The organism is Marininema halotolerans (assembly GCF_900116235.1).
Lineage (GTDB): Bacteria > Bacillota > Bacilli > Thermoactinomycetales > DSM-45169 > Marininema > Marininema halotolerans.
This window is the reverse complement of the sequence record NZ_FPAA01000006.1, coordinates 170920-192441: the sequence shown is the minus strand read 5'-3', so window position 1 is coordinate 192441 and position 21522 is coordinate 170920. Positions and strand designations below refer to the sequence as shown.

19 protein-coding genes and 1 other annotated feature are annotated in these 21522 nt (G+C 47.7%); of the genes, 2 read left to right on the top strand and 17 right to left on the bottom strand.

What is annotated here, in order from left to right; genetic code table 11:
• Nucleotides 1–85 precede the first annotated feature (85 nt).
• From pheT to CHX35_RS09770, 3 genes are all read right to left on the bottom strand, one after another.
• Nucleotides 86–2509, bottom strand: coding sequence for a phenylalanine--tRNA ligase subunit beta (gene pheT, locus CHX35_RS09780; protein WP_091837003.1), 2424 nt, complete (start codon nt 2507–2509; stop codon nt 86–88).
• A gap of 21 nt (nt 2510–2530) precedes the next feature.
• A complete protein-coding gene (gene pheS / locus CHX35_RS09775; protein WP_091837001.1) occupies nt 2531–3565 on the bottom strand; it encodes a phenylalanine--tRNA ligase subunit alpha in 1035 nt (344 codons plus the stop codon).
• A 50-nt stretch (nt 3566–3615) separates the two neighbouring features.
• Nucleotides 3616–3861: a binding site (T-box leader), on the bottom strand.
• Nucleotides 3862–3918: 57 nt separating this feature from the next.
• A complete protein-coding gene (locus tag CHX35_RS09770) occupies nt 3919–4710 on the bottom strand; it encodes a TrmH family RNA methyltransferase (RefSeq protein ID WP_091837000.1) in 792 nt (263 codons plus the stop codon).
• A 312-nt stretch (nt 4711–5022) separates the two neighbouring features.
• Between CHX35_RS09770 and sspI the strand changes: the two genes are divergently transcribed.
• The gene (gene sspI / locus CHX35_RS09765) at nt 5023–5259 is read left to right on the top strand and encodes a small acid-soluble spore protein SspI (protein WP_091836998.1); all 237 of its coding nucleotides are present in this window, start codon (nt 5023–5025) and stop codon (nt 5257–5259) included.
• A 74-nt stretch (nt 5260–5333) separates the two neighbouring features.
• On the opposite strand, the gene CHX35_RS09760 is transcribed toward sspI, so the two are convergent.
• The 4 genes from CHX35_RS09760 to CHX35_RS09750 form a co-directional block, all read right to left on the bottom strand.
• Nucleotides 5334–6422, bottom strand: a complete 1089-nt coding sequence (locus CHX35_RS09760; protein ID WP_245838731.1) for a M42 family metallopeptidase — start codon at nt 6420–6422, stop codon at nt 5334–5336.
• A 192-nt stretch (nt 6423–6614) separates the two neighbouring features.
• On the bottom strand, nt 6615–6983 hold the full coding sequence (locus tag CHX35_RS09755) for an Hsp20/alpha crystallin family protein (RefSeq protein ID WP_091836995.1): 369 nt from the start codon (nt 6981–6983) through the stop codon (nt 6615–6617).
• A gap of 59 nt (nt 6984–7042) precedes the next feature.
• On the bottom strand, nt 7043–7198 hold the full coding sequence (locus tag CHX35_RS17550) for a hypothetical protein (RefSeq protein WP_176392009.1): 156 nt from the start codon (nt 7196–7198) through the stop codon (nt 7043–7045).
• Between the two features lie 146 nt (nt 7199–7344).
• Entirely contained in the window at nt 7345–7893 is a 549-nt protein-coding gene (locus CHX35_RS09750; protein WP_091836993.1) for a DJ-1/PfpI family protein, read from the bottom strand.
• Nucleotides 7894–8086: 193 nt separating this feature from the next.
• On the opposite strand from CHX35_RS09750, the gene CHX35_RS09745 reads away from it, so the two are divergent.
• A complete protein-coding gene (locus CHX35_RS09745) occupies nt 8087–9319 on the top strand; it encodes an MFS transporter (protein ID WP_091836991.1) in 1233 nt (410 codons plus the stop codon).
• Between the two features lie 66 nt (nt 9320–9385).
• Here CHX35_RS09745 and corA read toward each other — a convergent pair whose 3' ends face one another.
• From corA to ilvD, 10 genes are all read right to left on the bottom strand, one after another.
• Nucleotides 9386–10333 carry a magnesium/cobalt transporter CorA gene (corA, locus tag CHX35_RS09740; RefSeq protein ID WP_091836989.1) on the bottom strand — a complete coding sequence of 316 codons (948 nt, stop codon included), beginning with the start codon at nt 10331–10333 and terminating at the stop codon, nt 9386–9388.
• A 97-nt stretch (nt 10334–10430) separates the two neighbouring features.
• Complete coding sequence (locus tag CHX35_RS09735; RefSeq protein WP_091836987.1) at nt 10431–12047, bottom strand: long-chain fatty acid--CoA ligase; 1617 nt, start codon at nt 12045–12047, stop codon at nt 10431–10433.
• 226 nt (nt 12048–12273) lie between these two features.
• Nucleotides 12274–12642, bottom strand: coding sequence for a hypothetical protein (locus tag CHX35_RS09730; protein WP_091836985.1), 369 nt, complete (start codon nt 12640–12642; stop codon nt 12274–12276).
• Nucleotides 12643–12815: 173 nt separating this feature from the next.
• The gene (gene leuB, locus CHX35_RS09725) at nt 12816–13934 is read right to left on the bottom strand and encodes a 3-isopropylmalate dehydrogenase (protein WP_091837093.1); all 1119 of its coding nucleotides are present in this window, start codon (nt 13932–13934) and stop codon (nt 12816–12818) included.
• Between the two features lie 22 nt (nt 13935–13956).
• Nucleotides 13957–15519: a 2-isopropylmalate synthase gene (locus tag CHX35_RS09720; RefSeq protein ID WP_091836983.1), complete on the bottom strand. Its 1563-nt coding sequence runs from the start codon at nt 15517–15519 to the stop codon at nt 13957–13959.
• Nucleotides 15520–15648: 129 nt separating this feature from the next.
• Nucleotides 15649–16656 carry a ketol-acid reductoisomerase gene (gene ilvC / locus CHX35_RS09715; RefSeq protein ID WP_091836982.1) on the bottom strand — a complete coding sequence of 336 codons (1008 nt, stop codon included), beginning with the start codon at nt 16654–16656 and terminating at the stop codon, nt 15649–15651.
• Nucleotides 16657–16711: 55 nt separating this feature from the next.
• The gene (ilvN, locus tag CHX35_RS09710; protein WP_091836980.1) at nt 16712–17203 is read right to left on the bottom strand and encodes an acetolactate synthase small subunit; all 492 of its coding nucleotides are present in this window, start codon (nt 17201–17203) and stop codon (nt 16712–16714) included.
• Nucleotides 17200–18921: a biosynthetic-type acetolactate synthase large subunit gene (gene ilvB / locus CHX35_RS09705; RefSeq protein WP_245838749.1), complete on the bottom strand. Its 1722-nt coding sequence runs from the start codon at nt 18919–18921 to the stop codon at nt 17200–17202. Before ilvB ends, ilvN begins: the two co-directional genes overlap by 4 nt.
• An 87-nt stretch (nt 18922–19008) precedes the next feature.
• Entirely contained in the window at nt 19009–19215 is a 207-nt protein-coding gene (locus tag CHX35_RS17275) for a hypothetical protein (RefSeq protein WP_140413592.1), read from the bottom strand.
• Nucleotides 19216–19581: 366 nt separating this feature from the next.
• Nucleotides 19582–21270: a dihydroxy-acid dehydratase gene (gene ilvD / locus CHX35_RS09700; RefSeq protein ID WP_091836976.1), complete on the bottom strand. Its 1689-nt coding sequence runs from the start codon at nt 21268–21270 to the stop codon at nt 19582–19584.
• Nucleotides 21271–21522 lie beyond the last annotated feature (252 nt).

The window sequence follows — 21522 nt, the reverse complement described above, 5'->3', positions numbered from 1 at the left end:
ATCCCCCCAGCCGCCAAAAAGATCCACTTCCTCCTAATTCGTTCCAGAAAGATGAACCTCCTGCCCCCGAAAAGTGATTTCAAATTTATTGACGCAACTTGGCATCAAAACGGGTGCTTAATTGCGCAACGATTTCATCATGGCGAAGGTTTACTTCATCATCGGTCAACGTTCGTTCCTCCGCGCGATAATTTAATGCATAGGCAATATTTTTCTTTCCTTCCCCAATTTGCGCGCCAGTAAACATATCAAACAGTGTCACACTTTCAACTAAATCGGCACCGATTTCGCGAATGGTCGCTTCCAATTGCGCTACAGGCACCTCTTGATCCACCACAAGCGCTAAATCCCGTGTAACTGCAGGATATCGGGGCAGTGGACGAGCCGTAGGGATAACCCCTTCTACTTTTGTGATTATGGGTGCCACCGCCACTTGGAAGGCATAGGTCTCACCTAAATCATGTGCCTCCTCAACTTGAGGGTGCAATTGACCCAGCAAACCAATCGGAGTCCCATCTAACAAAATCTCTGCGGTTCGCCCAGGATGCCAGCCTTTATAACGCGCACTCCGCATGGACACATCCTTCACCCCAAGCCGTAGGAAAAGGTGTTCGAGAATTCCTTTTACCGAGAAGAAGTCAGGGCTTTGTGCTTCTTGATCCCAATGTTTCGCAAGCGTCTCCCCCGTAATAAGACCCGCCAGTTCCCAACGTTCTTCAGGGAGTTGCGTCAACTTCTTTTCGTCACTCAAATAGATTTTACCAAGCTCAAAAAGCTGTGCTCCTGCCTCACGTCGGTGAACATTATACTCTGCGGTCTCAATCAATTGAGGAATGAGGCAGGTGCGTAGAACCTTCCGCTCATCACTCATAGGCATGGTTAAGCGAATCGGTCGGTAACCTGTTGCAAGGGGAAATTCCACTTCAGACAACCGTGCGGGAGAGGTCAAACTATAGTTGAGGACTTCAAATAGACCTACCTCCTGCAATGTACGACGAATGATACGGCGAATTCGTTGCTCTTCTGTCAACACGCCAGGAGATTGTTGACCCCATGGAAGTGTAGTCGGTATACGATGGTATCCGTATAAGCGCGCAACCTCCTCAATCAAATCCACTTCGATGGAAATATCAGGACGACGAGAAGGTACCTGAACATGATAGACTCCATCCCCTTTTTCCATAGGAAAACGAAGTCGGCGGAAAATATCTTGGACCGCTTCCTCAGGAATCTGCACCCCAAGAACACCAATTAATCGCTCATGACGCAGGGTGACGGTAACCTCATTGCTTCCACCAAGGGATTGGGTTTTCACATTGGACGCCGGTTTACCTAAAGCATATTCACCGAGGAGCTCAACAGCCCGATTTAATGCTGGAATGATCCGTTCTGGATCGACTCCCTTTTCAAATCGGCTACTCGCTTCGGAGCGAAGCCCCAATTTACGGGCCGCTTTCCGGATAGAAGGGGGCGCAAAGTAGGCCGACTCCAACAAAAGGGTGGTTGTCGTCTCCTTCACCTCTGAATTAGCTCCACCCATCACACCCGCAATTCCTATGGGCTGTGTTCCATCCGTAATCAGTAAGGTTTCCGCATCACATGCCCGTGTTACACCATCCAATGTTACTACCTGTTCACCAGGATGAGCCCGACGTACCACAATCTCCCCATCTGTCACTTGGTCATAATCAAATGCATGTAAGGGTTGACCCATTTCTAACATCACATAGTTTGTGATGTCAACAATATTATTGATGGGTCGAATGCCTGAGGCAAGCAAGATATTTTGCATCCATTGAGGGGATGGGGCGACTTGCAGTCCTTCAACGACCTGTGCTGCATAAAAGGGGCAGTCATCCTCCGCATCTAACACCAGTTCTAACGGCTTTTCACCCTTGGTTGCTGCTTCTTTCGATTGGGGTAGGCTTACTTCTCGGTCCAGCAACGCAGCGACTTCATAGGCCACACCGGTCATACTCAGACAATCGGATCGGTTGGGTGTTAGATCCAGTTCCAATACATGATCATTTAGCCCTAATATCTCTTTTACATCGGTCCCGATACCAGCCTCATCAGGAAGTACCAAAATTCCCTCTTGCTGTTCCTTCGGCAGTAATTTTTCAGGTAAACCCAATTCCTTTGCTGAACAGATCATTCCTTGGGAAGGAACGCCCCGCAACTTTGATTTTTTGATTTTTATTCCGCCCGGTAACTTTGCACCATGGATCGCGACTGGTACTTTTTGTCCGGGTGCAACATTGGCTGCTCCACATACGATTTGCAGCAGTTCATCGGTACCCACATCTACTGAACAAACGCGTAACTTATCCGCATCGGGGTGTGGCTCCATTCCGACTACCTCGCCTACGATGACTTTTTCTACGCCACCATCCCGATTTTCAATCACATCCACCTCAATTCCACCACGCGTCAACGCTTCTGCCAATTGAGCGGGTGTCGTCTCCTTAAGGTCGACGTATTTTTGTAACCATCGATATGATACTAGCATCGCTACTTCCCCCTTTATCTCTTATACGGATTGAAATTGACGTAGGAATTTTAAGTCATTGGTATAGAGGTGGCGAATATCATCAATACCATACTTGAGTAGAGCGATTCGGTCAGGTCCCATACCAAAGGCAAACCCAGTATACCGTTCCGAATCGTAACCCGCCCCTTCCAATACACGGGGATGAACCATTCCTGCACCTAAAATTTCGATCCATCCGGTCTGTTTACACATGCGACACCCTTTACCGCTACACTTAATACAAGAGATGTCCATTTCAACGCTCGGTTCCGTGAAGGGGAAGTAGCTTGGACGTAGACGCGTTTCAAGTGCCATGCCAAACATTTTCTCAGCAAAGGCAGCCAAAATACCATGCAGTTCGCTCATTGCAATCCCACGATCCACTACTAAACCTTCCACTTGATAAAATTGATGGGAATGGGTAGCATCATCGTCATCCCGCCGGTACACCTTCCCAGGGCAAATAATTTTCACAGGAACTTGACCTTCCTTTTCTTCCATCGTGCGTACTTGAACCGGAGAGGTGTGGGTACGAAGCAAAATCTCTGGCGTGATATAAAAGGAATCCTGCATATCACGAGCGGGGTGATCCTGGGGGAGGTTAAGGGCTTCAAAATTATACCGATCCGTTTCAACTTCAGGCCCTTCTGCTACAACAAACCCCATTCCTGTAAAAATATCTTCGATCTGTTCAACAACGGCCGTAATGGGATGCATACCACCTAAGGGTTGGGGACGGGCTGCTAATGTCACATCAATCGCCTCAGCCGCTAGGCGTTTTTCTAACGCTGCTTCCCGTTCTGCCGTCTCTTTTTCTGCCAACAGATTTTCAATCTGGCTGCGAATCTCGTTAGCGAGTCCCCCAATGACAGGACGGTCCTCTGCTGATACATCCTTCATTCCACGAAGAACCGCGGTTAATTCACCCTTTTTCCCGAGATATTGCACGCGCAAGTCACGTAATTGTTCCAAGTCATCAGCAGCTTGGATTGCCACTTCTGCTTCTTTTCTCAATGCTTCTAACCGTTCACGCATACCCGTCAAGCCTCCTCATTTTTCCTCTTTAAAATAAAAAAACCCCACGTCCGAGGGACGAGAGATTCGTGGTACCACCCTGGTTGGGCCATCCAAGCACCCGATGCCTGGAATAGCCCCACTCCTTCAACGATAACGGTATGAACCGGTCACCTTTACTGCCAGATCCAAACCTGGGTTCGAGGCACAGCTCCAGAGCGAACTTCCTACAATCGCACACCTAAAGGTGCTTCCAGTCATGACACCTTCTCCCTGGTGGGGCGATTTGTAGTACTCTTCTCCTTCAACGCCAATCATTATAACAGTTGTGCTCCATAGTATAGCGAAAACCCTTACGCAATGCAATGGGGACCTTAAGGGGAATCCTCGCTTTGACGCACAAGTTCATACAATAAAATTCCCGCTGTTACCGATACATTCAGGGATTCTACTTCCCCGGGCATGGGAATACGTACATTGGTATCTGCCAAGGCACCAATGACGGGGGAAATGCCCTTCCCCTCATTTCCTAAAAGGATCGCTACGCGATCCGGGTAATCAAAGGCAAAATGACTTTTGTTTGCACGTGGACTCGTCCCGATCACGGTGTAACCCAGTTCTTGCAAATCAGGAATCGCCTTCTTAAGATCCACTCGCCGAATTCGTGTCCGAAATAGAGAGCCCATCGCAGAACGAACTACCTTAGGATTATAAGGATCCACAGTACCTGAACCCAACCATACATCTCGTACCCCAGCGGCTTCTGCTGTCCGTAGGATCGCACCCAAGTTACCTGGATCCTGAATCGCATCCAATAGCAATACCCGATTATTTGCCTCTGGTTGAAAAGGGCCACGCTCAAGAGCCATTCCTACTTCCGCTGCAACACCCTGAGGAGCTTGTGTCTCCACCACTTGACGGAAGGTGGAATCAAGAAGTGAATAGACCGGTACACCCTCCAGTTTAGGCAATCGGTTAAGGATCTCCGTTCCTTCTTCCGGTATAATCACCGAACGAACAGACCAACCTGCACGCACGGCTTCCTCTAACAGATGAATCCCTTCAATCAAAAGGGAGCCATACTCATCTCTTCCTTTTCGTGTACTTAGCTTACGCCAGTGTTTCACGCGATCATTCCGTGCGGAACTAATTTTTCGGATTTCCATAAGCGTTACGCCTTATCCTCCTCATATGTACATAAGATCCTTCATCTCGATTCGGTTCATCCCAATCAACCGTTTTCGTTCTTATCTCGATCCATTCAGATCAATGATCGATCATTTTATATTACGCATCCGACTTGTTGTTGAATCGGTTTTCTAACGGTACTTCATTGATTTACATTATATCACACCGAACTATCAATCTCTCGATCCATCAAATACGCTTCTCCAGCACTTACCAGAGAATTCGTCCAGACAAATGGGGTGAACCGGGTGACTCCTGGCAACAATACCAGAAGAAAGGAGGGAAACTTGATGAATTTTCCCATACGTGGTGCGGTGTATCACAATATTAAAGACATGGAGGCCAGTGAATTACGTGATATGGTTCTAGACTCCATCAAAAGTGGAGATGAAAAGTTACTCCCTGGACTCGGTGTCTTATTTGAGGTGATCTGGAAAAACTCTGACGCATCGGAGCAAGAACGCCTCATAAATACCTTGCACGAACACATGCCTCGGGATAAGGCTCAGCCTCCTGTCGCTCAATAAAATCATTTAACTGGTATGGACCTTTATATCGAAAAACGGCCCTCAACGATGAAGGGCCGTCTTTTGATGTCATTTTATGTATAAGTACCATCTGCCAACTGATCGACCATGTTTTGATCTAATTTTTGTACCACAGCCACCAATAAATCCACCAATTGTTCCGTGTCATCTTCGTGAACCAAGGAAGTATGGCTATGGATATACCGGGCAGGAACCCCCAGTGACACCGTCGGTACACCTTCCCCATGTAAATGAATGCGACTCGCATCAGTCGCCCCACCATTAATCCATTCATATTGAAGCGGAATACCCTTTTCCTTTGCTGTTTCTTGAATCAAGCGAAGAAGCCCTCGATGAGGAATATGCCCCGCATCATAAAGCACTAATGTGGGGCCATCCCCCATATGACTCGAGGCTTCATCTGGAGTACAACCTGGTGTGGAGGCAATCCCTACATCCACAGCAAACCCGATATCGGGTTTTACAACTGCAGTAGCCGTATAGGCGCCCCTGCGACCGATTTCTTCCATCACAGTCCCCACTCCAAAAACAGCATTGGGATGATCGATCGATTCTAGGCGACGAAGAACTTCCACTGTTACTGCACAACCTAACCGATTATCCATGGCTTTGGCTAACCAATACTTCGGATTGTTCATCTCGGTAAATGGTGAATAGGGTACCACTACATCACCCAGTTGTACTCCCCAGGATTCCACTTCTTCTTCACTGGATGCCCCAATATCAATAAAAAGATCATCCAACGGCGTTACCTTTTTCCGTTGTTCCAAAGACATCAAGTGTGGAGGTTTAGAACCCACGACCCCTAGCACTTTCCCCTTTTTCGTCATCACTTCTACCCGTTGCGCGGTGACGACAGGACTCCACCAACCACCTAATGCTCGAAAGTGAAGGTACCCTTCACGAGTAATTCGTGTCACCATAAAGCCGACTTCATCCAGGTGACCGGCGATCATGATGCGAGGACCCTCACTTCCTTGCCGTGCAATCACACTTCCCAAATGATCCTGAGAAATTTCATCCGCAAAGGGGGCCATCTGCCGCTCCATCACTTCCCTGGTGGCTCTTTCATGCCCGGGGGGGCCAGCAACATTCGCCAATTCTGCTAAGGATTGTTTCAACCTACTCCATGATTTTTCCACCATTCCATCCACCTCTTCCTAACCACAAAACCATTCCGGTTTTAAGTGCTAATTGTTCACTCTTGCTATCTTATCATAAGCGCCACTCCTTATTCCTCATTCACAATTTACGAATGGATGCAAACCATCAACACATAAGTAAAGCCCGGTTAGTTCCGGGCTTTACTTAATTAAACCTTGACGGTGTTCCATTCACAGGACTGGAAGGCGGATCGTCAACAAGCGCTCAGTGGGATTGATAACCGTTTCCATCTTGGATACTTCGACTTTTGTTGGGAGAAGCATCTCATAGATAAAACTGGATTCCTCCACTGATGTTGTTGTCGATGAACCCGACCCTGTGGTTCCTCGAACGATCAGGATCTGGTCTTCCACACGCACATCGATTTCATGTCGGTCCTGCAGCCCTGGAATCTCCATCATCACAACGACCTTCCCATTTTTCTGGTAGAGATCTCCCCGTATTCGATTGTGTTCTAACTGAAGGGAGAGTTGTTCCATTTGGTTAAAAATCTCTCCCAACCAATTCTCGGGACCCTTTGTTAACCATGGCCGTAACATCCCGATCCTCCTTTCCCACCAGTGAATCCCACCGTTAAGGGGCTTCCACTAGCAATGATTTAATAATATGGACCGCCACCCAAGGCACTCCACCACCAGAAGCATGCGAAGAAGATCAAGAGGATGACGATTACTGCAATTGCAATCCAGAGGCCAGGGTACCACCCTCCTCTGGCATAACCAAAATAACCACCGCTGGTTTCTGCTTTAGTCATCGACTTCCACCTCCTCTCCCCCCACACAGGCGCTCGGTATAGGGTATGTATAAAGAACCATTCCGGTATGGATAAATGCCCTAATTCCCATGAAAAAACGCCCGCAAATCGCGAGCGTTTTTCTGTATCCCCCACTCTTTAATGATTTATAGGAGGCGTAGGAACTCCCTCATAAACCCAGGTAGATCAGGCCAAGCGTGACCTGAAACCAAATTCCCATCGGTGTGAAGAGTTTCCTCAACGTATCGCGCTCCAGTTGCCTCTACTTCCGGGCGACAATTTGAAAAGGCCGTGAGGGACCGTCCTTTCAATACATCGGGAACGACATTAAACACTAACGTCGCATGACAGATGGCTCCTACTGGCTTATTTGTCGTAAAAAAATGCCGCACGATATCTGGCAATTTTCCATGCATCCGAATATGCTCTGGAGCACGCCCCCCAGGTATAATCAATCCATCGTAATCCGTTGGGTTAATTTCATCGAAGGAGAGATGGCTCTCTAAGCCATAGGCTTGTTTTTCTGTAAAGGTATCGAGGTGAGGTTCAAAATCATGAACCACGGTTTGTAATTTTTTCTTTGTTGGTGAAGCAATCACGGCTTCATGTCCTTCTTCAAGCAAGCGATAGTATGGGTAGAATACCTCCAACGCCTCAACAGCATCCCCCGTTAAGATTAAAATCTTCGCCATCATAACACCCTCCCGCACAAGTTTGTATGATATTTTTCCTGATATGAAAATCATTAAACCTCTCTTCGCCAAAAAATTTGTGTTACAGTAAGGATACCTTGCATGAAAGGGCGGAATCGACCCGTGTGATCCCTATTAATCGCTGATATATAAAAACCTCATACAATCAAATACTGCGATCAATAGGAGAGCAACGATGAACAAGTTCCCACCCCCGTTTTATGCACTCTGGATCGGTCAAGGAATCGCTAATCTTGCGGATTCCTTATACACGATTGCCATGGTGACGATGTTATACACGATGAGCGGTTCTGCGACCATGGCCGCATCCTTTCCCCTTGTCCGGATGGGAGCGATGATGCTAGGAGGATTCATTGCTCCCCTTTTATTTGAACGATGGCGATTACACCGGATTCTATTGGTCTCCCAATTGGGGCAAACCATGCTCCTTGCTATTCTTGCAATCATGACAAGTGGAAAGTTACACCCACTCTATAGTCTGTTGCTCGTTTTATGTATCTCCTTTTTAGATGGATGGACCACACCGACAAGAAACGCCTTATTACCCCAGCTGATTCCATCGGACTTGCTTATGCGGGGAAATAGCTGGCTGGCAACCACGGATCAAACCGTCATGCTTTTGGGATGGGCCAGCGGCGGTCTCCTTGTCACATGGATGGGAAGCGACACCCTTTTATGGGGGTGTGTCATCCTCTTCTCGATTTCCTGCCTTGCCCTAGCACCCGTGCGTGTTCCGAAAAGTCCATCGATTGATGCGACAACAACCCCTTCGCGCTGGCAGACCCTGAAACAAGGTTGGTTGATGATCCTACACAATCCCAGCCTACGTCGAATTACCTGGATGGATGCGATTGAGACAGTCGCCAGCTCGATCTGGGTCGGTGCAATCATGTTGGTCTTTGTCAAAGAGGTTCTCCATCGCGGATCCATCTGGTGGTCGTGGATGAACACCAGTTATTTACTGGGCACAGTATTGGGAGGCGTACTAATCCTTGCCCTTTCGCGTCTATTGGCTCACCGACTCGCCATTGGGATGCTTATCGGTTCGACGTGCAATAGCTTTTTAGTACTCTTATTCGCCCTCGTCCCCTATCCGTTCGTATCCCTTGCGCTTTGCGTCTTGATGGGTCCCTGTTACCAATTGCGTGATATAACACAACAAACGCTTTTTCAACAAGCGATTCCTGCTGATGTTCTCCCTAAGGCCTTTTCCGCTCATGGGACCTTGATGTATGGAATATTTGGCCTCGGTGTCGTAATCAACGGTGCCATCGCGGATCACTTTGGCGCCCGATCCGTCTACCTGGTCGCCTCTGTTTTATTGATCAGCTCGGTCTTAATCGGAGCTCCTATGTTGAAGAATCAACCGAGTAGCGCAAAAACAAGATCCTCCATAACGAATTTGTAATCGTATTGAAAAGGCCCCACATCACCGTCATTACAGGTGTGTGGGGCCTTTTAGCGTAAGGAAACCTTAATTAAACCAACCTTTACTTTTAAACCAGAGCGTCAGACTTAAGGCAAGCAGTACCATGACGCCAAGAACAATAAAATATCCCTCTCGGTTGTGTAACTCGGGCATATACACAAAATTCATGCCATAAACCCCTGCTAAAAAGGTGAGGGGCATAAATATCACCGTGATGACCGTTAGGGTTTTCATGATCCGGTTCATTCGGAAGGAGTTGAGAGATAGGTAACTATCACGAATATCCGCCGTCATCTCCCGATTGGAGTCAATCATATGAGCTAGCTTCACTAAGTGATCATGAATATCACTAAAATAAAAACGACGTTCATCGTTTTGCATAAATCGCCTGGAGTTAATAATGCGATACAAAAGATCTCGCATCGGGATTACGCTGTGACGAAGGCGGATCAGTTCACTTCGTATATCAAATACCTCGTCAATTAATTCAGGTGTAGAGACCTCCTGCCGGCTGTCCAATTCATCCAAGCGATCTTCAATCTTATGGATCACAGGAAATAACGTATCCACAATCTTATCCATAATCCGATGGGCAATCACGCTGGGGTTTAGCACTGAAGGATCCTTCTCCCTCCATACACGTGCCCTAGTTTCTGCTAGTTCTTCAGAGCCATGCAGATGAAAAGTGACAATAAAATTTTCACCTACAAAAAGATTCACTTCCTCTGGCTCTAGGGTATCCGGATGTACATCATGGACGATAAGAAAAACATGATCGTGATAATAGTCCATTTTAGGCCGTTGAAGTCGATGAAGACAGTCCTCAATCGCGAGGGGATGAAAATCAAAAAAGTCCGCTAATAACTGCGTCTCATCCGCTGATGGTTTGGCAAAGTCTACCCAATACCACTGAATGTGGTCTTCTTTTAATTGCGATAATTGGATGTCATGAAGTGCTTCCCCGTCCTGAGTAACGGCATAGGTATAAACCATCGAAACCCCTCCGTAATCGAGTCGCTTTTTCAAAAAATAAAACAACGCCCCTTTATCGGGGGCGTTGTTTTATCTCCCTGCTTCACGTTGAAGCCCTTTACTTGGAAAGCCGATGCTCTAGTTGTTCCCGTAAGGCACGTTTCAAAAACTTCCCAACGGTGGATTTAGGCAATTCATCCATAAAAATCACTTCATCAGGTAACCACCATTTCGCAACTTGTGGTTTCAAAAAATCGATAATGTTCTCTTCCGAAACCTTATTTTTATAGTTCTCTTTTAACACGACACAAGCAACGGGTCGTTCCTGCCACTTTTCATGGGGCATCCCAACCACCGCCGCTTCATATACCCCTTCGTGTGACATAATCCCATTTTCAAGATCCACCGAACTAATCCACTCGCCGCCACTTTTTATCAAATCTTTGGTTCGATCGGCAACTTTGATCGTCCCTTCCTCATCAATGGTCACCACATCGCCTGTATGCAGCCACCCATCTTGGAAGGCATCACTCGAACGATCCCCTTTATAGTACGCATCCGCAATCCAAGGACCACGAATCAGTAGCTCCCCCATCTCTTTGCCGTCCCAGGCAATCTCTTTTCCATCAGAGCCTATGGCACGAACTTCTAGACCCGGGGAAACTAACCCTTGTTTGGCTTTAATGGCTAAACGTTCTTCTAAGGGCAAATCCTTTTGATAGCTTTTCAAATGGGAGACCGTTACAATCGGACTCGTCTCGGTCATGCCATAAGCATGTACCACTGGAATGCCATGTTTCTCTTCAAACGCCCGAATCATGCTAGGAGGCGCCGATAATCCGCCAAATAACAACATCCGGAGACTAGAAAGATCATAGGTCTTATGCTCTAATTCTTTCAAAAGTTCCATCCAAATCGTTGGTATCCCACCAGTCACGGTAACCTTCTCCGATTGAATCAAGTTAGCGAGTACCTCTGCTTTTAGCATCGGACCGGGTAAGACTTGTTTTGCACCAAACCACGTCGCTGCAAAGGGAAGCCCCCAAGCATTTACATGGAACATAGGTACCACGGATAGACAGGTATCTCCCTCAGACAAACCAATGGTATCGGCTAAGCCCGCTGTCATGCTGTGCAGGTAAATACTCCGTTGCGTGTAGACAACGCCCTTAGGCATCCCGGTGGTTGCGGAAGTATAGCACATTCCCGCAGGAGAATTCTCGTCAAGGTCCTTTGGATATTCAAAATGGGGATCCCCTTCGGATAAGAGATCTTCATACGAGTACAGTGGCGACAAGGTTGTTTTTGGCAATTCTGATTGATCTGACATAATAATGAAGGCTTCGACGGTGGTTAATTTCTCACGAATGGCTTCAATAAGTGGAAGTAAGCTATCGTCAATTAACAAAATCCGATCTTCTGCATGGTTAATGACATAGGCAAGATGTTCAGGAGAGAGTCGCAAATTGATGGTATGAAGAACGGCTCCCATCGATGGAATCGCAAAATAGGCTTCTAAGTGGCGATAGTGGTTCCAGGCTAAGGTACCGACTCGATCTCCCTGTTTTACACCTAGTTTTTGCAGTGCGTCAGACAGCTTTCGTGTCCGCTCACCCATCTGTGCATAAGTTTGCCGGTGAATTCCCGAAGGGGTACAGGAAACGATCTCTTTTTTCGGAAACACGCGTTCCGCCCGTTCCAACATGGGGGAAATCAACAAAGGCACATTCATCATCGCCCATTCCCACCTCTCTTGATCTGTAGTATATTCTATTCTTCATTATACTCGATACAAACTATATTGAAAACGCTTCCGCAGAAAGTGATCCACACTCAATCCCTTGAAAAATATAGATTGCTATCCCATAAGATAGAATTTGTTTCCAATTGGATGACCTTTATAAAGAAGAAAAAGAAGGAGGATTCATCGCCTCCCTCTTTTTCTTCTTTAATCATTCACCTCAACCTGTTTCCATCCCTTTCACCCAATCATGCTCCCGCCCAATTAGTCGCCCGATACAACGATGTTTTTCGCTTTTATGGGTGAAATGGTGAGTCAGTGCCTCTTGTACCAAGGGTAGAGGAAAAAGATTTCGCTCTGCTACAGATGCTTCCGCATGTCGGAGGAGCGATCGATAAAAGGTTACATCTTCACGGGTATCCCCACAAGGACATGGCACTTTGTCTACATGGGAACCGAGCAGATCCACACTCCGCGCTAATTCACTGCGTACTTTTTCCGCTAAATCCAAATCCCAATACTCATGATACAGCCTTTCCAAAGCATTCAAGGCATGGAGGTGAGCTAGCCACCCTTCATTTATCGCCACAGAGCATCTCCCTTTCTCCCAATTTCTATCCGATCACTTGGGTTTATAATTCTTATTATTCCGTTAATTCATGATTTATAAACCACTTTTTTATGAAATGAAAAGACTGCGGATCTCCCATCCATACACCTTCCGCAGTCTTGCATCTCACTTATCCATCTTACAAGGATCCACTACATCATCGCTTCTACTGGCAGAGTAGGGTCGGGTTGATACTTGTTAAGCGCTTCGACCACCTTATCCCCGAATTCCTCCGTCGAGTAAGCCAATCTACCTGTCGAGACCAGATCCATCGTCCGCGCTCCAGAAGCAAGGGTATCGGTTACGGCTCCCTCAATCGCCTTGGCAACGGTGTCATCATGAAAGGAGTAGCGGAACATCAGTGCAACGGAAAGGATCGTTGCAATCGGATTAGCTACCCCTTGCCCTGCGATATCGGGGGCTGAACCATGTACCGGCTCATACAACCCTTGATGACCCTCACCCAGACTTGCAGAAGGAAGAAGACCGATGGAGCCCGTAAGAATCGCCGCCTCATCACTCAGAATATCCCCAAACATATTTTCAGTAACGACGACATCAAAGTCTGCTGGTCGACGAATCATTTGCATTGCACAATTATCCACTAAGAGGTGCGTCAGTTCGACATCCGGGTAATCCTTCGCTACCCGATCGGCCACTTTTCGCCACAATCGAGAACTTTCAAGTACATTGGCTTTATCGACGGAGGTCACTTTTTTACCACGAAGTTGCGCAATGTCAAAGGCACGGCGGAGAATGCGTTCTACCTCTGTCTCCGAATAAACTAACGTATCCGTTGCCTTCTCTCCTGCCGGTGTATCTTCGGTAAACTTTTCACCAAAGTAAATCCCACCAGTTAACTCTCTCACCACCAGAAAATCAACGCCTTTTAGCACTTCCGGCTTTAAGGTAGAGCTGTCCTCTAACCCTGGGAAAAGAGTGGTAGGTCGTAAATTAGCAAACAAATCCAGCTCTTTTCGTAATCCGAGAAGGGCTTTTTCAGGTCGTAATGCAGGAGGATGTTGATCCCAACGAGGTCCCCCAACAGCACCGAGCAATACAGCATCCGCTTGATGACACAAGGTTAACGTCTCTTGTGGCAATGGATTTTTCAAGCGATCAATCGCGGAACCGCCTATCCATCCAAAGTCAATCTCAAAGTGATAACCGAAGCGCTCTCCAGCCGCTTTCATCACTTTGACCCCTTCTTCCACGATTTCCGGACCAATTCCATCTCCAGGTAGTACTGCGATACGCTTCGGTCTTGTCATCTTGATCACTCCTTCCCCTTCATTACCCACTTATTGATCCAACTCCAGCGGGTTGTTTCTCACGATTTCGCCGAGCGAGTAAGCGATTGACCCCATGTATATAGGCACGTGCACTTGCCTCTAACACATCCGTCGATACCCCTCTTCCTTGAACCGTGCTCTCTTCTCCATCCGAAAGCTTTACGTATACCTCACCCAGCGCATCCTTTCCGTGCGTCACGGACACAATGCGATAATCCTCAAGGTGCCAAGCTTCATTGGTGATGCGATCGATCGCTTTAAAGATGGCATCGACGGAGCCATTTCCACAGGCTGCTTCTTCGAGTAGGCGTTGATCTCGGTTATCTTTAATTCGTAGCGATGCCGTTGGCACGGATTGATTACCATAAGCTACCTGTACCGTTTCAAAGGAGTACACTTCTTCTTCGTCACCGATCCGTTCTTCGACAAGGGAAACCAGATCATCATCTTCAATCAATTTCTTCCGATCAGTCAGTTCTTTAAACCGGTGAAAGAGATGATTAATCTGCTGATCATTAAAGGCATAACCCAATTGCACCAGTTTATCGCGGAAAGCATGGCGACCAGAATGCTTCCCTAATACAAGCCGTGTATCCGCCTGTCCCACCGTCTCTGGGCGCATGATTTCATAAGTAGATGCATGCTTTAACATGCCATCTTGATGGATCCCAGACTCATGGGCAAATGCATTCGCACCGACAACCGCCTTATTTCCTGGAACAAACATCCCCGTCATCTTCGAGACAATCCGGCTCGTGCGAGCAATTTCCGCCAATTGAAGATTCGTCTTCACACCATAATAGGTTGAGCGGGTGGCCAAAGCCATTGCAACCTCTTCAAGCGCAGCGTTTCCAGCACGTTCACCAATGCCATTGATTGTCCCCTCTACTTGTTCCACACCGGCTTCAATGGCTGCCAATGTATTAGCTGTCGCCATACCCAAGTCATCATGACAGTGTGCCGATAGTTTTACCTTTTCGATTCCATTTACATGGGACTTTAAATGCCGAAAGATATTCCCATACTCCTGGGGAGAAAGGTATCCTACCGTATCTGGAATATTTAAGACATCCGCACCCGCTTCAATGACTCGTTCGGCAACTTGGCACAGAAAATCCAGCTCCGTACGTCCGCCATCCTCTGGAGAAAATTCAACATGGGGGAAGAATCGCTTTGCATAGCGGACAGCCGCCTCCACCTGATTTAAAATCTCCTCCTTGGTCATGTTGAGCTTATACTGCCGATGAATGGGCGAGGTGGCTAAAAAAATATGGACCCCTGGGTTTGTTGCCGTTTTTAACGCATCCCAAGCCGCATCAATATCGACATCCACAGCGCGAGCCAGACTGACAACAATCGGGGTGTGAACCGCTTCCCCAACCCTCCTTACCGCTTCACGATCGCCGGCAGAGGAGGCGGCAAATCCTGCTTCAATCACTTGAATGCCCAATTTTTCAAGTTGTAGAGCGATCTCCACCTTCTCTTCTACATTGAGGTTCACACCAGGGGATTGCTCCCCATCGCGTAGGGTCGTATCAAAAAATTGGACGGTTCGACTACTCATGCCGCATCCTCCTTCCGATTTTTGTTAAACTGTTTACCGAAGTTACGAAACCCTGCTCAAGTTGGGAGCGAGTCAAGCCTCCTTCGTTTTCATCCCAGGGACTGCGAGAGCCTGCTAAGAGTTTGTCGTTCAGGCTTTAACACTCTGTTTTTGATTGATCCAAGCCATTGTTTCCCTTAGTTTTTCTCCAGTGGTTTCTAACAGGTGCTCCCCTTCTTCTTTCCGAATCCTCGTAAACTCTTGACGACCATTTTTATTTTCGGTAATCCATTGTTGAGCAAAGGTACCATCTTGAATTTCCTTAAGCACTTCCTTCATTGCTGCTTTGGAAGCATCGCCAACCACACGTTTCCCACTGACATAATCCCCGTACTCCGCCGTGTCACTAATGGAATACCGCATTCCTGCAAGCCCTTCCTCATACATGAGGTCCACGATCAACTTCAGTTCATGAAGACATTCAAAATACGCAATTTCTGGTTGATACCCTGCTTCCGTTAGGGTTTCAAACCCTTTTTTCACGAGTTCACTCGCCCCACCACAAAGTACCGCTTGCTCACCAAACAAATCCGTTTCGGTTTCTTCTTTAAATGTCGTTTCAATCACACCGGCACGCGTTGCCCCAATCCCCTCGGCATAGGCTAAACCAATCGCTTTTGCAGATCCACTCGCATCTTGATGAATAGCAATCAACCCTGGGACGCCAAACCCTTCTGTATAGACCCGCCGTACTAAGTGACCGGGTCCTTTGGGTGCAATTAAGGCAACATCGATATGAGGAGGTGGCTGGATCTGATTAAAATGAATATTAAATCCATGGGAGAATAGGAGAGCCGCTTCGGGCTTTAGATTCGGTTCAACTTCTTCTTTATACACCTGTGCCATCGTTTCATCTGGCATCAAAAGGTTGATTACCTCGGATCTTTTCACAGCTTCAGCTACTTCCAATACTATAAATCCATCCTTTTCAGCTTTCTCCCAGGACTTCCCTTTGCGTAATCCGATTACAACTTGCACACCACTATCCCGTAGGTTTTGTGCTTGTGCATGACCTTGGCTACCATACCCGATGATCGCTACCGTCTTACCTGCTAATTGCTTGAGATCTGCGTCCTTTGCGTAATAGACTGTTGCCATGTTCCATTCCCCCTATAAGTGGATATTTTTCATCGAAGTTCCTTGCATCATCTTTTTAACTGTTTCCCTGCACCATGCTTCGTGAGAGGGCGGTCACGCCGGTCCGAGCGATCTCTTTAATTCCATAGGGGCGAAGTAACTCAATCAATGCATCTAATTTCGCCCGTTCCCCCGTGGCCTGCACCATCATATTCTGCGAGCCTACATCGACCACTGCCGCACGAAAGGGCTCAACCACTCCCGATATCTCCATACGCGCCGCGGGTCCAGCTTCCACCTTAATCAAGAGGAGCTCTCGCTCAACTGCAGGATGATTCGACAAATCATGCACTTTAATCACATCAATCAACTTGTGAAGTTGTTTTTGCACCTGCTCCATCGTTCGTTCATCCCCGTGAGTCACGATCACCATCCGTGACAACCCTTTTTCTTCAGATTCTCCCACACTAATACTCTCAATATTGAAATTACGACGCCCCAATAGTGTGGATACCCGAGCCAGTACACGGGGTTGATCATTGACTAGAACTGATAGGACATGTCTCACGCTTTTTCATCTCCCATGATCATTTCATCGAGCCCTTTCCCTGGAGCGACCATCGGATAGACATTTTCATCAGGGGCCACCCAAAAATCAACAACTGCGGGACCCGGATGGGCCAACGCCTCCGCCCATGCGGTAATTGCCTCTTCCTTCGTTTTTGCGCGCCAAGCCTTCACTCCGTATGCTTCGGTCAATTTCACGAAATCGGGACTCCCCGATAGATCCACTTCACTGTACCGTTTATGGTAAAAAACCTCTTGCCATTGGCGTACCATGCCAAGATTTTGATTGTTGATAATGACAACTTTCACCGGAATATTGGCCAAGCTAGCTACAGCCAATTCTTGATTGGTCATTTGAAAACCGCCATCCCCGGTAACACTGATCACCAGCTGTTCTGGTGTAGCGAGTTGTGCACCCAGGGCGGCGGGAAAGCCAAACCCCATCGTACCGAGTCCTCCCGATGAGATAAAAGAACGCGGACGTGCAAAGTGGAAATATTGTGCCACCCACATCTGATGCTGTCCCACATCCGTCGTTACAACGGCATCCCCGCCTGTTGTTTCATAGAGATGGCGTATGACCCATTGGGGCTTTAACCGGTCTTCGGAATCCCGATAGCAAAGCGGGTAAGACTCTCGCCAGCCCGTCACTTTTTCAATCCAGGCGGCTGAGTCACTTTGTGGTAAATCGACATTGGCCGCCTGTAAAACATTTTTCACATCCCCGACGATGGGAATAAATGTGTTGACGTTTTTTCCAATCTCAGCGGGATCGATATCCATGTGCACAATTTTCGCCTTTGTTGCAAATTTATCAAGACGCCCCATGGTGACCCGATCATCAAAGCGAGCTCCGATTCCAATCAAGAGGTCGGTTTCCAAGAGTGCATGGTTCGCTGCATAGGTTCCATGCATCCCCGGCATCCCCAACCACAAAGGATGTTGCCCGGGAAATCCCCCTAGCCCCATCAAGGTCGTAATGACAGGAATTTGCGTTTGTTCGGCAAAGGTGATCAATTCCTTTTCCGCACCTGCTGTCACCACCCCACCACCTGCAAGGATCACTGGCCTTTTTGCTTCTGCAATCACTTCTCGAAGCCGTGCTAACTGCAAGGGGTGGGCACTTGATGTTGGCTGATAGCCACGAATGGAGACGCCCTTTGGATAGTGAAAGGTGTCTCTTGCATTAGCCACATCCTTGGGAATATCGATGAGAACCGGACCGGGTCGCCCTGTACTTGCAAGATGGAAGGCTTCCTTGACGATGCGAGGAAGGTCACATACATCCGTAACCAAGTAGCTATGTTTGACGATGGGCATGGTAATTCCCATAATGTCTGCCTCTTGAAAAGCATCCGTACCCATCAATTCCTGGGATACATTCCCCGTGATACAGACCATGGGAATCGAATCCATCTGAGCCGTCGCAATTCCCGTGACTAGATTCGTCGCACCTGGACCCGATGTCGCTATCACCACACCCGGTTTCCCCGTCGCCCTTGCATATCCATCAGCAGCGTGAATGGCTCCTTGTTCATGACGAGCCAAAAGATGCCGCAAACCCCCTTCATAGAGCGAATCATAGATTGGAAGAACAGCGCCTCCTGGATAGCCAAATACGACATCAACCTGCTCTTCAATCAAGCACCGAAGTAAAATTTCGGAGCCCGTATACTCTGTTTTGGGTGATTCCGCCTTTCCTGACTGACTGCCAACCATTGTCACTGTATGGCCCATCCAGGTTCAACCCCCTAATTGTAAAATAATAAAACCCTTCGCCCACCAACCATAGACAGTCTAACGCTGTTACAGTTGATTGGGGCGAAGGGTTCGCGGTACCACCCAATATCTCTGTCGCCTCGCGGCGAACAGACTCGGCAGGTATTCCAACTTTGAAATACCCTGATCGGTAACGGCGATCATCCGGTAACGTTCTACTAAGGGGTTTCCCACCTTTCGACGCACAGCTCCGAGGTGAGCACGCCTTTGGGTCCACTGTCCTGGTTTCAGCATTTCCAGGACTCTCTGTGATAGGATTTTCCAAAGGGTATGGCCTCTTCATCGCATTCACATAATCCATTGAATCTTAATTATTTTCAGTTTCCTAGGGCATACAAGAAGCCCCTGGGGAAAATCCATACCTTTCAACCTCAATCAAGGTAGGACCTTCCGCAGAGGCTTTTATCCTCACGGTGTACACCAGTTGGTGTTGGTACCACTCGGTCACAGACCTCGCAAAGCGAGCGGAACCCTAGGTACCCTCCCATCATACACGGAGTTGCTTTCATGCATCTCATCGCTAAATTCTTGAATTATTTAGGTGCTATTATAGGCAGGTGCTTCTACCTTTGTCAACCAGTCTCTCAAAATAAATTTTGATCAATCGGTGACAGCTCCCTTTGAGGCAGAAGAGACGAGTTTACTGTACTTATGAAGGACACCACGGCGTACAGGAAGGGGCCGTTCTTGCCACGCAGAGCGGCGACGGCTTAGCTCCTCAGGAGAAAGCGCTACGGATAATTCTCGCTTTACCGAATCAATGGTTACCTGATCACCATCTTCTACCAGTGCGATTGGACCCCCTACTTGGGCTTCTGGGGCAATATGTCCAATGACCAACCCATGAGAACCCCCCGAAAATCGACCATCTGTCAACAGGGCTACCTTCTCACCTAGTCCCTTTCCGACCAACATTCCTGTGATGGAGAGCATTTCCGGCATCCCTGGCCCCCCTTTGGGTCCCTCGTAGCGGATAATGACCACATCGCCTACCTTAATCTGATCAGAAAGGATGGCTGCTGTCGCTGCCTCTTCGGAATCAAAAACACGCGCAGGACCAGTCAACTGATTCACCTTGAGGCCCGACACCTTCGCAACTGCCCCTTCAGGTGCGAGATTCCCTTCTAAAACCACCAGTGGACCAGTTTTTCGGAATGGTTTGTCAAAAGGGCGTATTACTTCTTGTCCCGCGCGAAGGGGCTCTGCCTCCGCCAAATTTTCTTTTATCGTTTTACCCGTCACCGTAAGGCAATCACCATGAAGAAGACCTTGTTCTAACAAGACTTTCATCACTGCTGGCACACCTCCAGCTTCATACAGATCCTGCATAACAAATCGACCCGAAGGTTTTAAATCTGCGATATGGGGCACCCGTTCCCTCACTCGTTCAAAATCATCCATGGTTAGATCCACATCCACCGAATGGGCCATTGCCAGTAAATGCAGAATGGCATTGGTGGACCCTCCCAACGCCATCACCACAGTAATGGCATTTTCAAATGCTTCTTTCGTCATAATATCCTTGGGATAGATTCCTTTACGCAATAGTTCGACAGCTGCTGCTCCAGCCTCCCGACAATCCGCTAATTTCTCCTTGGTTTCAGCGGGATTAGAGGAACTTCCTGGCAGACTCATCCCTAAGGCTTCAATCGCTGAGGACATGGTATTGGCGGTATACATCCCACCACAAGAACCTGCTCCTGGACAGGCATGACACTCAATCTCGTGCAAGCCTTCCCGATCGATTGTTCCTTGGTTATACTGGCCCACCCCTTCAAAGGCAGAGACAATGTCAATATCTTTTCCGTCCAGTTTTCCTGGTCGAATCGTCCCGCCATAGACAAAAACTGCAGGAACATCGGTACGTCCGATTGCGATCATGCACCCTGGCATGTTTTTATCACAACCGCCAATCGCTACATAGGCATCCAATCGCTCAGCACCAATCACCGTTTCGATCGAATCGGCAATCACTTCACGGCTAGGTAGGGAATAATGCATTCCCTCGTGTCCCATGGAAATGCCATCGGAAACGGTAATGGTATTAAAAATCATCGGAGCCCCACCCGCTTCCACTGCGCCTCGTTTCGCCTCTTCTGCCAACTCTTTAATGTGCATATTACACGGCGTTACTTCAGACCAGGTACTTGCAACACCAATCATCGGTTTTTGAAAATCTTCGTCCGTAAAGCCTGTCGCTCTAAGCATCGCCCGATTCGGTACGCGGTTTGCCCCTTCGCTGATGACATGGCTTCGAATCCGCAGATCTTTTGTCTCATTGGTGCTCAATTGTTGTTACCTCCTTGTCATCGGTCAACATTTTTCAGACCAGTTTAATCGATTCCCTGACAGAAGTCACGATTTTTTTCCCTGATTGGATCTAAAAAGCTGGATCTGCATGGAAGAATTCTTCTTCTCGGCTCAGTGGATGCTTTCTCATTGGCAACATTTTCATACCCATTGATTGACAAAAAAGTTTCCGCACTGTAGAATGCAAATGGCATATACTTAACAATATTAACTATTAGTTACTCGAGAGGA

Bases quoted from the DNA above. Each gene is read 5' to 3' on its own strand.
- pheT (WP_091837003.1), bottom strand. From the start codon at position 2,509: ATGCTAGTATCATATCGATGGTTACAAAAATACGTCGACCTTAAGGAG.
- pheS (WP_091837001.1), bottom strand. From the start codon at position 3,565: ATGCGTGAACGGTTAGAAGCATTGAGAAAAGAAGCAGAAGTGGCAATC.
- CHX35_RS09770 (WP_091837000.1), bottom strand. From the start codon at position 4,710: ATGGAAATCCGAAAAATTAGTTCCGCACGGAATGATCGCGTGAAACAC.
- sspI (WP_091836998.1), top strand. From the start codon at position 5,023: ATGAATTTTCCCATACGTGGTGCGGTGTATCACAATATTAAAGACATG.
- CHX35_RS09755 (WP_091836995.1), bottom strand. From the start codon at position 6,983: ATGTTACGGCCATGGTTAACAAAGGGTCCCGAGAATTGGTTGGGAGAG.
- CHX35_RS17550 (WP_176392009.1), bottom strand. From the start codon at position 7,198: ATGACTAAAGCAGAAACCAGCGGTGGTTATTTTGGTTATGCCAGAGGA.
- CHX35_RS09750 (WP_091836993.1), bottom strand. From the start codon at position 7,893: ATGATGGCGAAGATTTTAATCTTAACGGGGGATGCTGTTGAGGCGTTG.
- CHX35_RS09745 (WP_091836991.1), top strand. From the start codon at position 8,087: ATGAACAAGTTCCCACCCCCGTTTTATGCACTCTGGATCGGTCAAGGA.
- corA (WP_091836989.1), bottom strand. From the start codon at position 10,333: ATGGTTTATACCTATGCCGTTACTCAGGACGGGGAAGCACTTCATGAC.
- CHX35_RS09735 (WP_091836987.1), bottom strand. From the start codon at position 12,047: ATGATGAATGTGCCTTTGTTGATTTCCCCCATGTTGGAACGGGCGGAA.
- leuB (WP_091837093.1), bottom strand. From the start codon at position 13,934: ATGACAAGACCGAAGCGTATCGCAGTACTACCTGGAGATGGAATTGGT.
- CHX35_RS09720 (WP_091836983.1), bottom strand. From the start codon at position 15,519: ATGAGTAGTCGAACCGTCCAATTTTTTGATACGACCCTACGCGATGGG.
- ilvC (WP_091836982.1), bottom strand. From the start codon at position 16,656: ATGGCAACAGTCTATTACGCAAAGGACGCAGATCTCAAGCAATTAGCA.
- ilvB (WP_245838749.1), bottom strand. From the start codon at position 18,921: ATGGTTGGCAGTCAGTCAGGAAAGGCGGAATCACCCAAAACAGAGTAT.
- CHX35_RS17275 (WP_140413592.1), bottom strand. From the start codon at position 19,215: ATGCTGAAACCAGGACAGTGGACCCAAAGGCGTGCTCACCTCGGAGCT.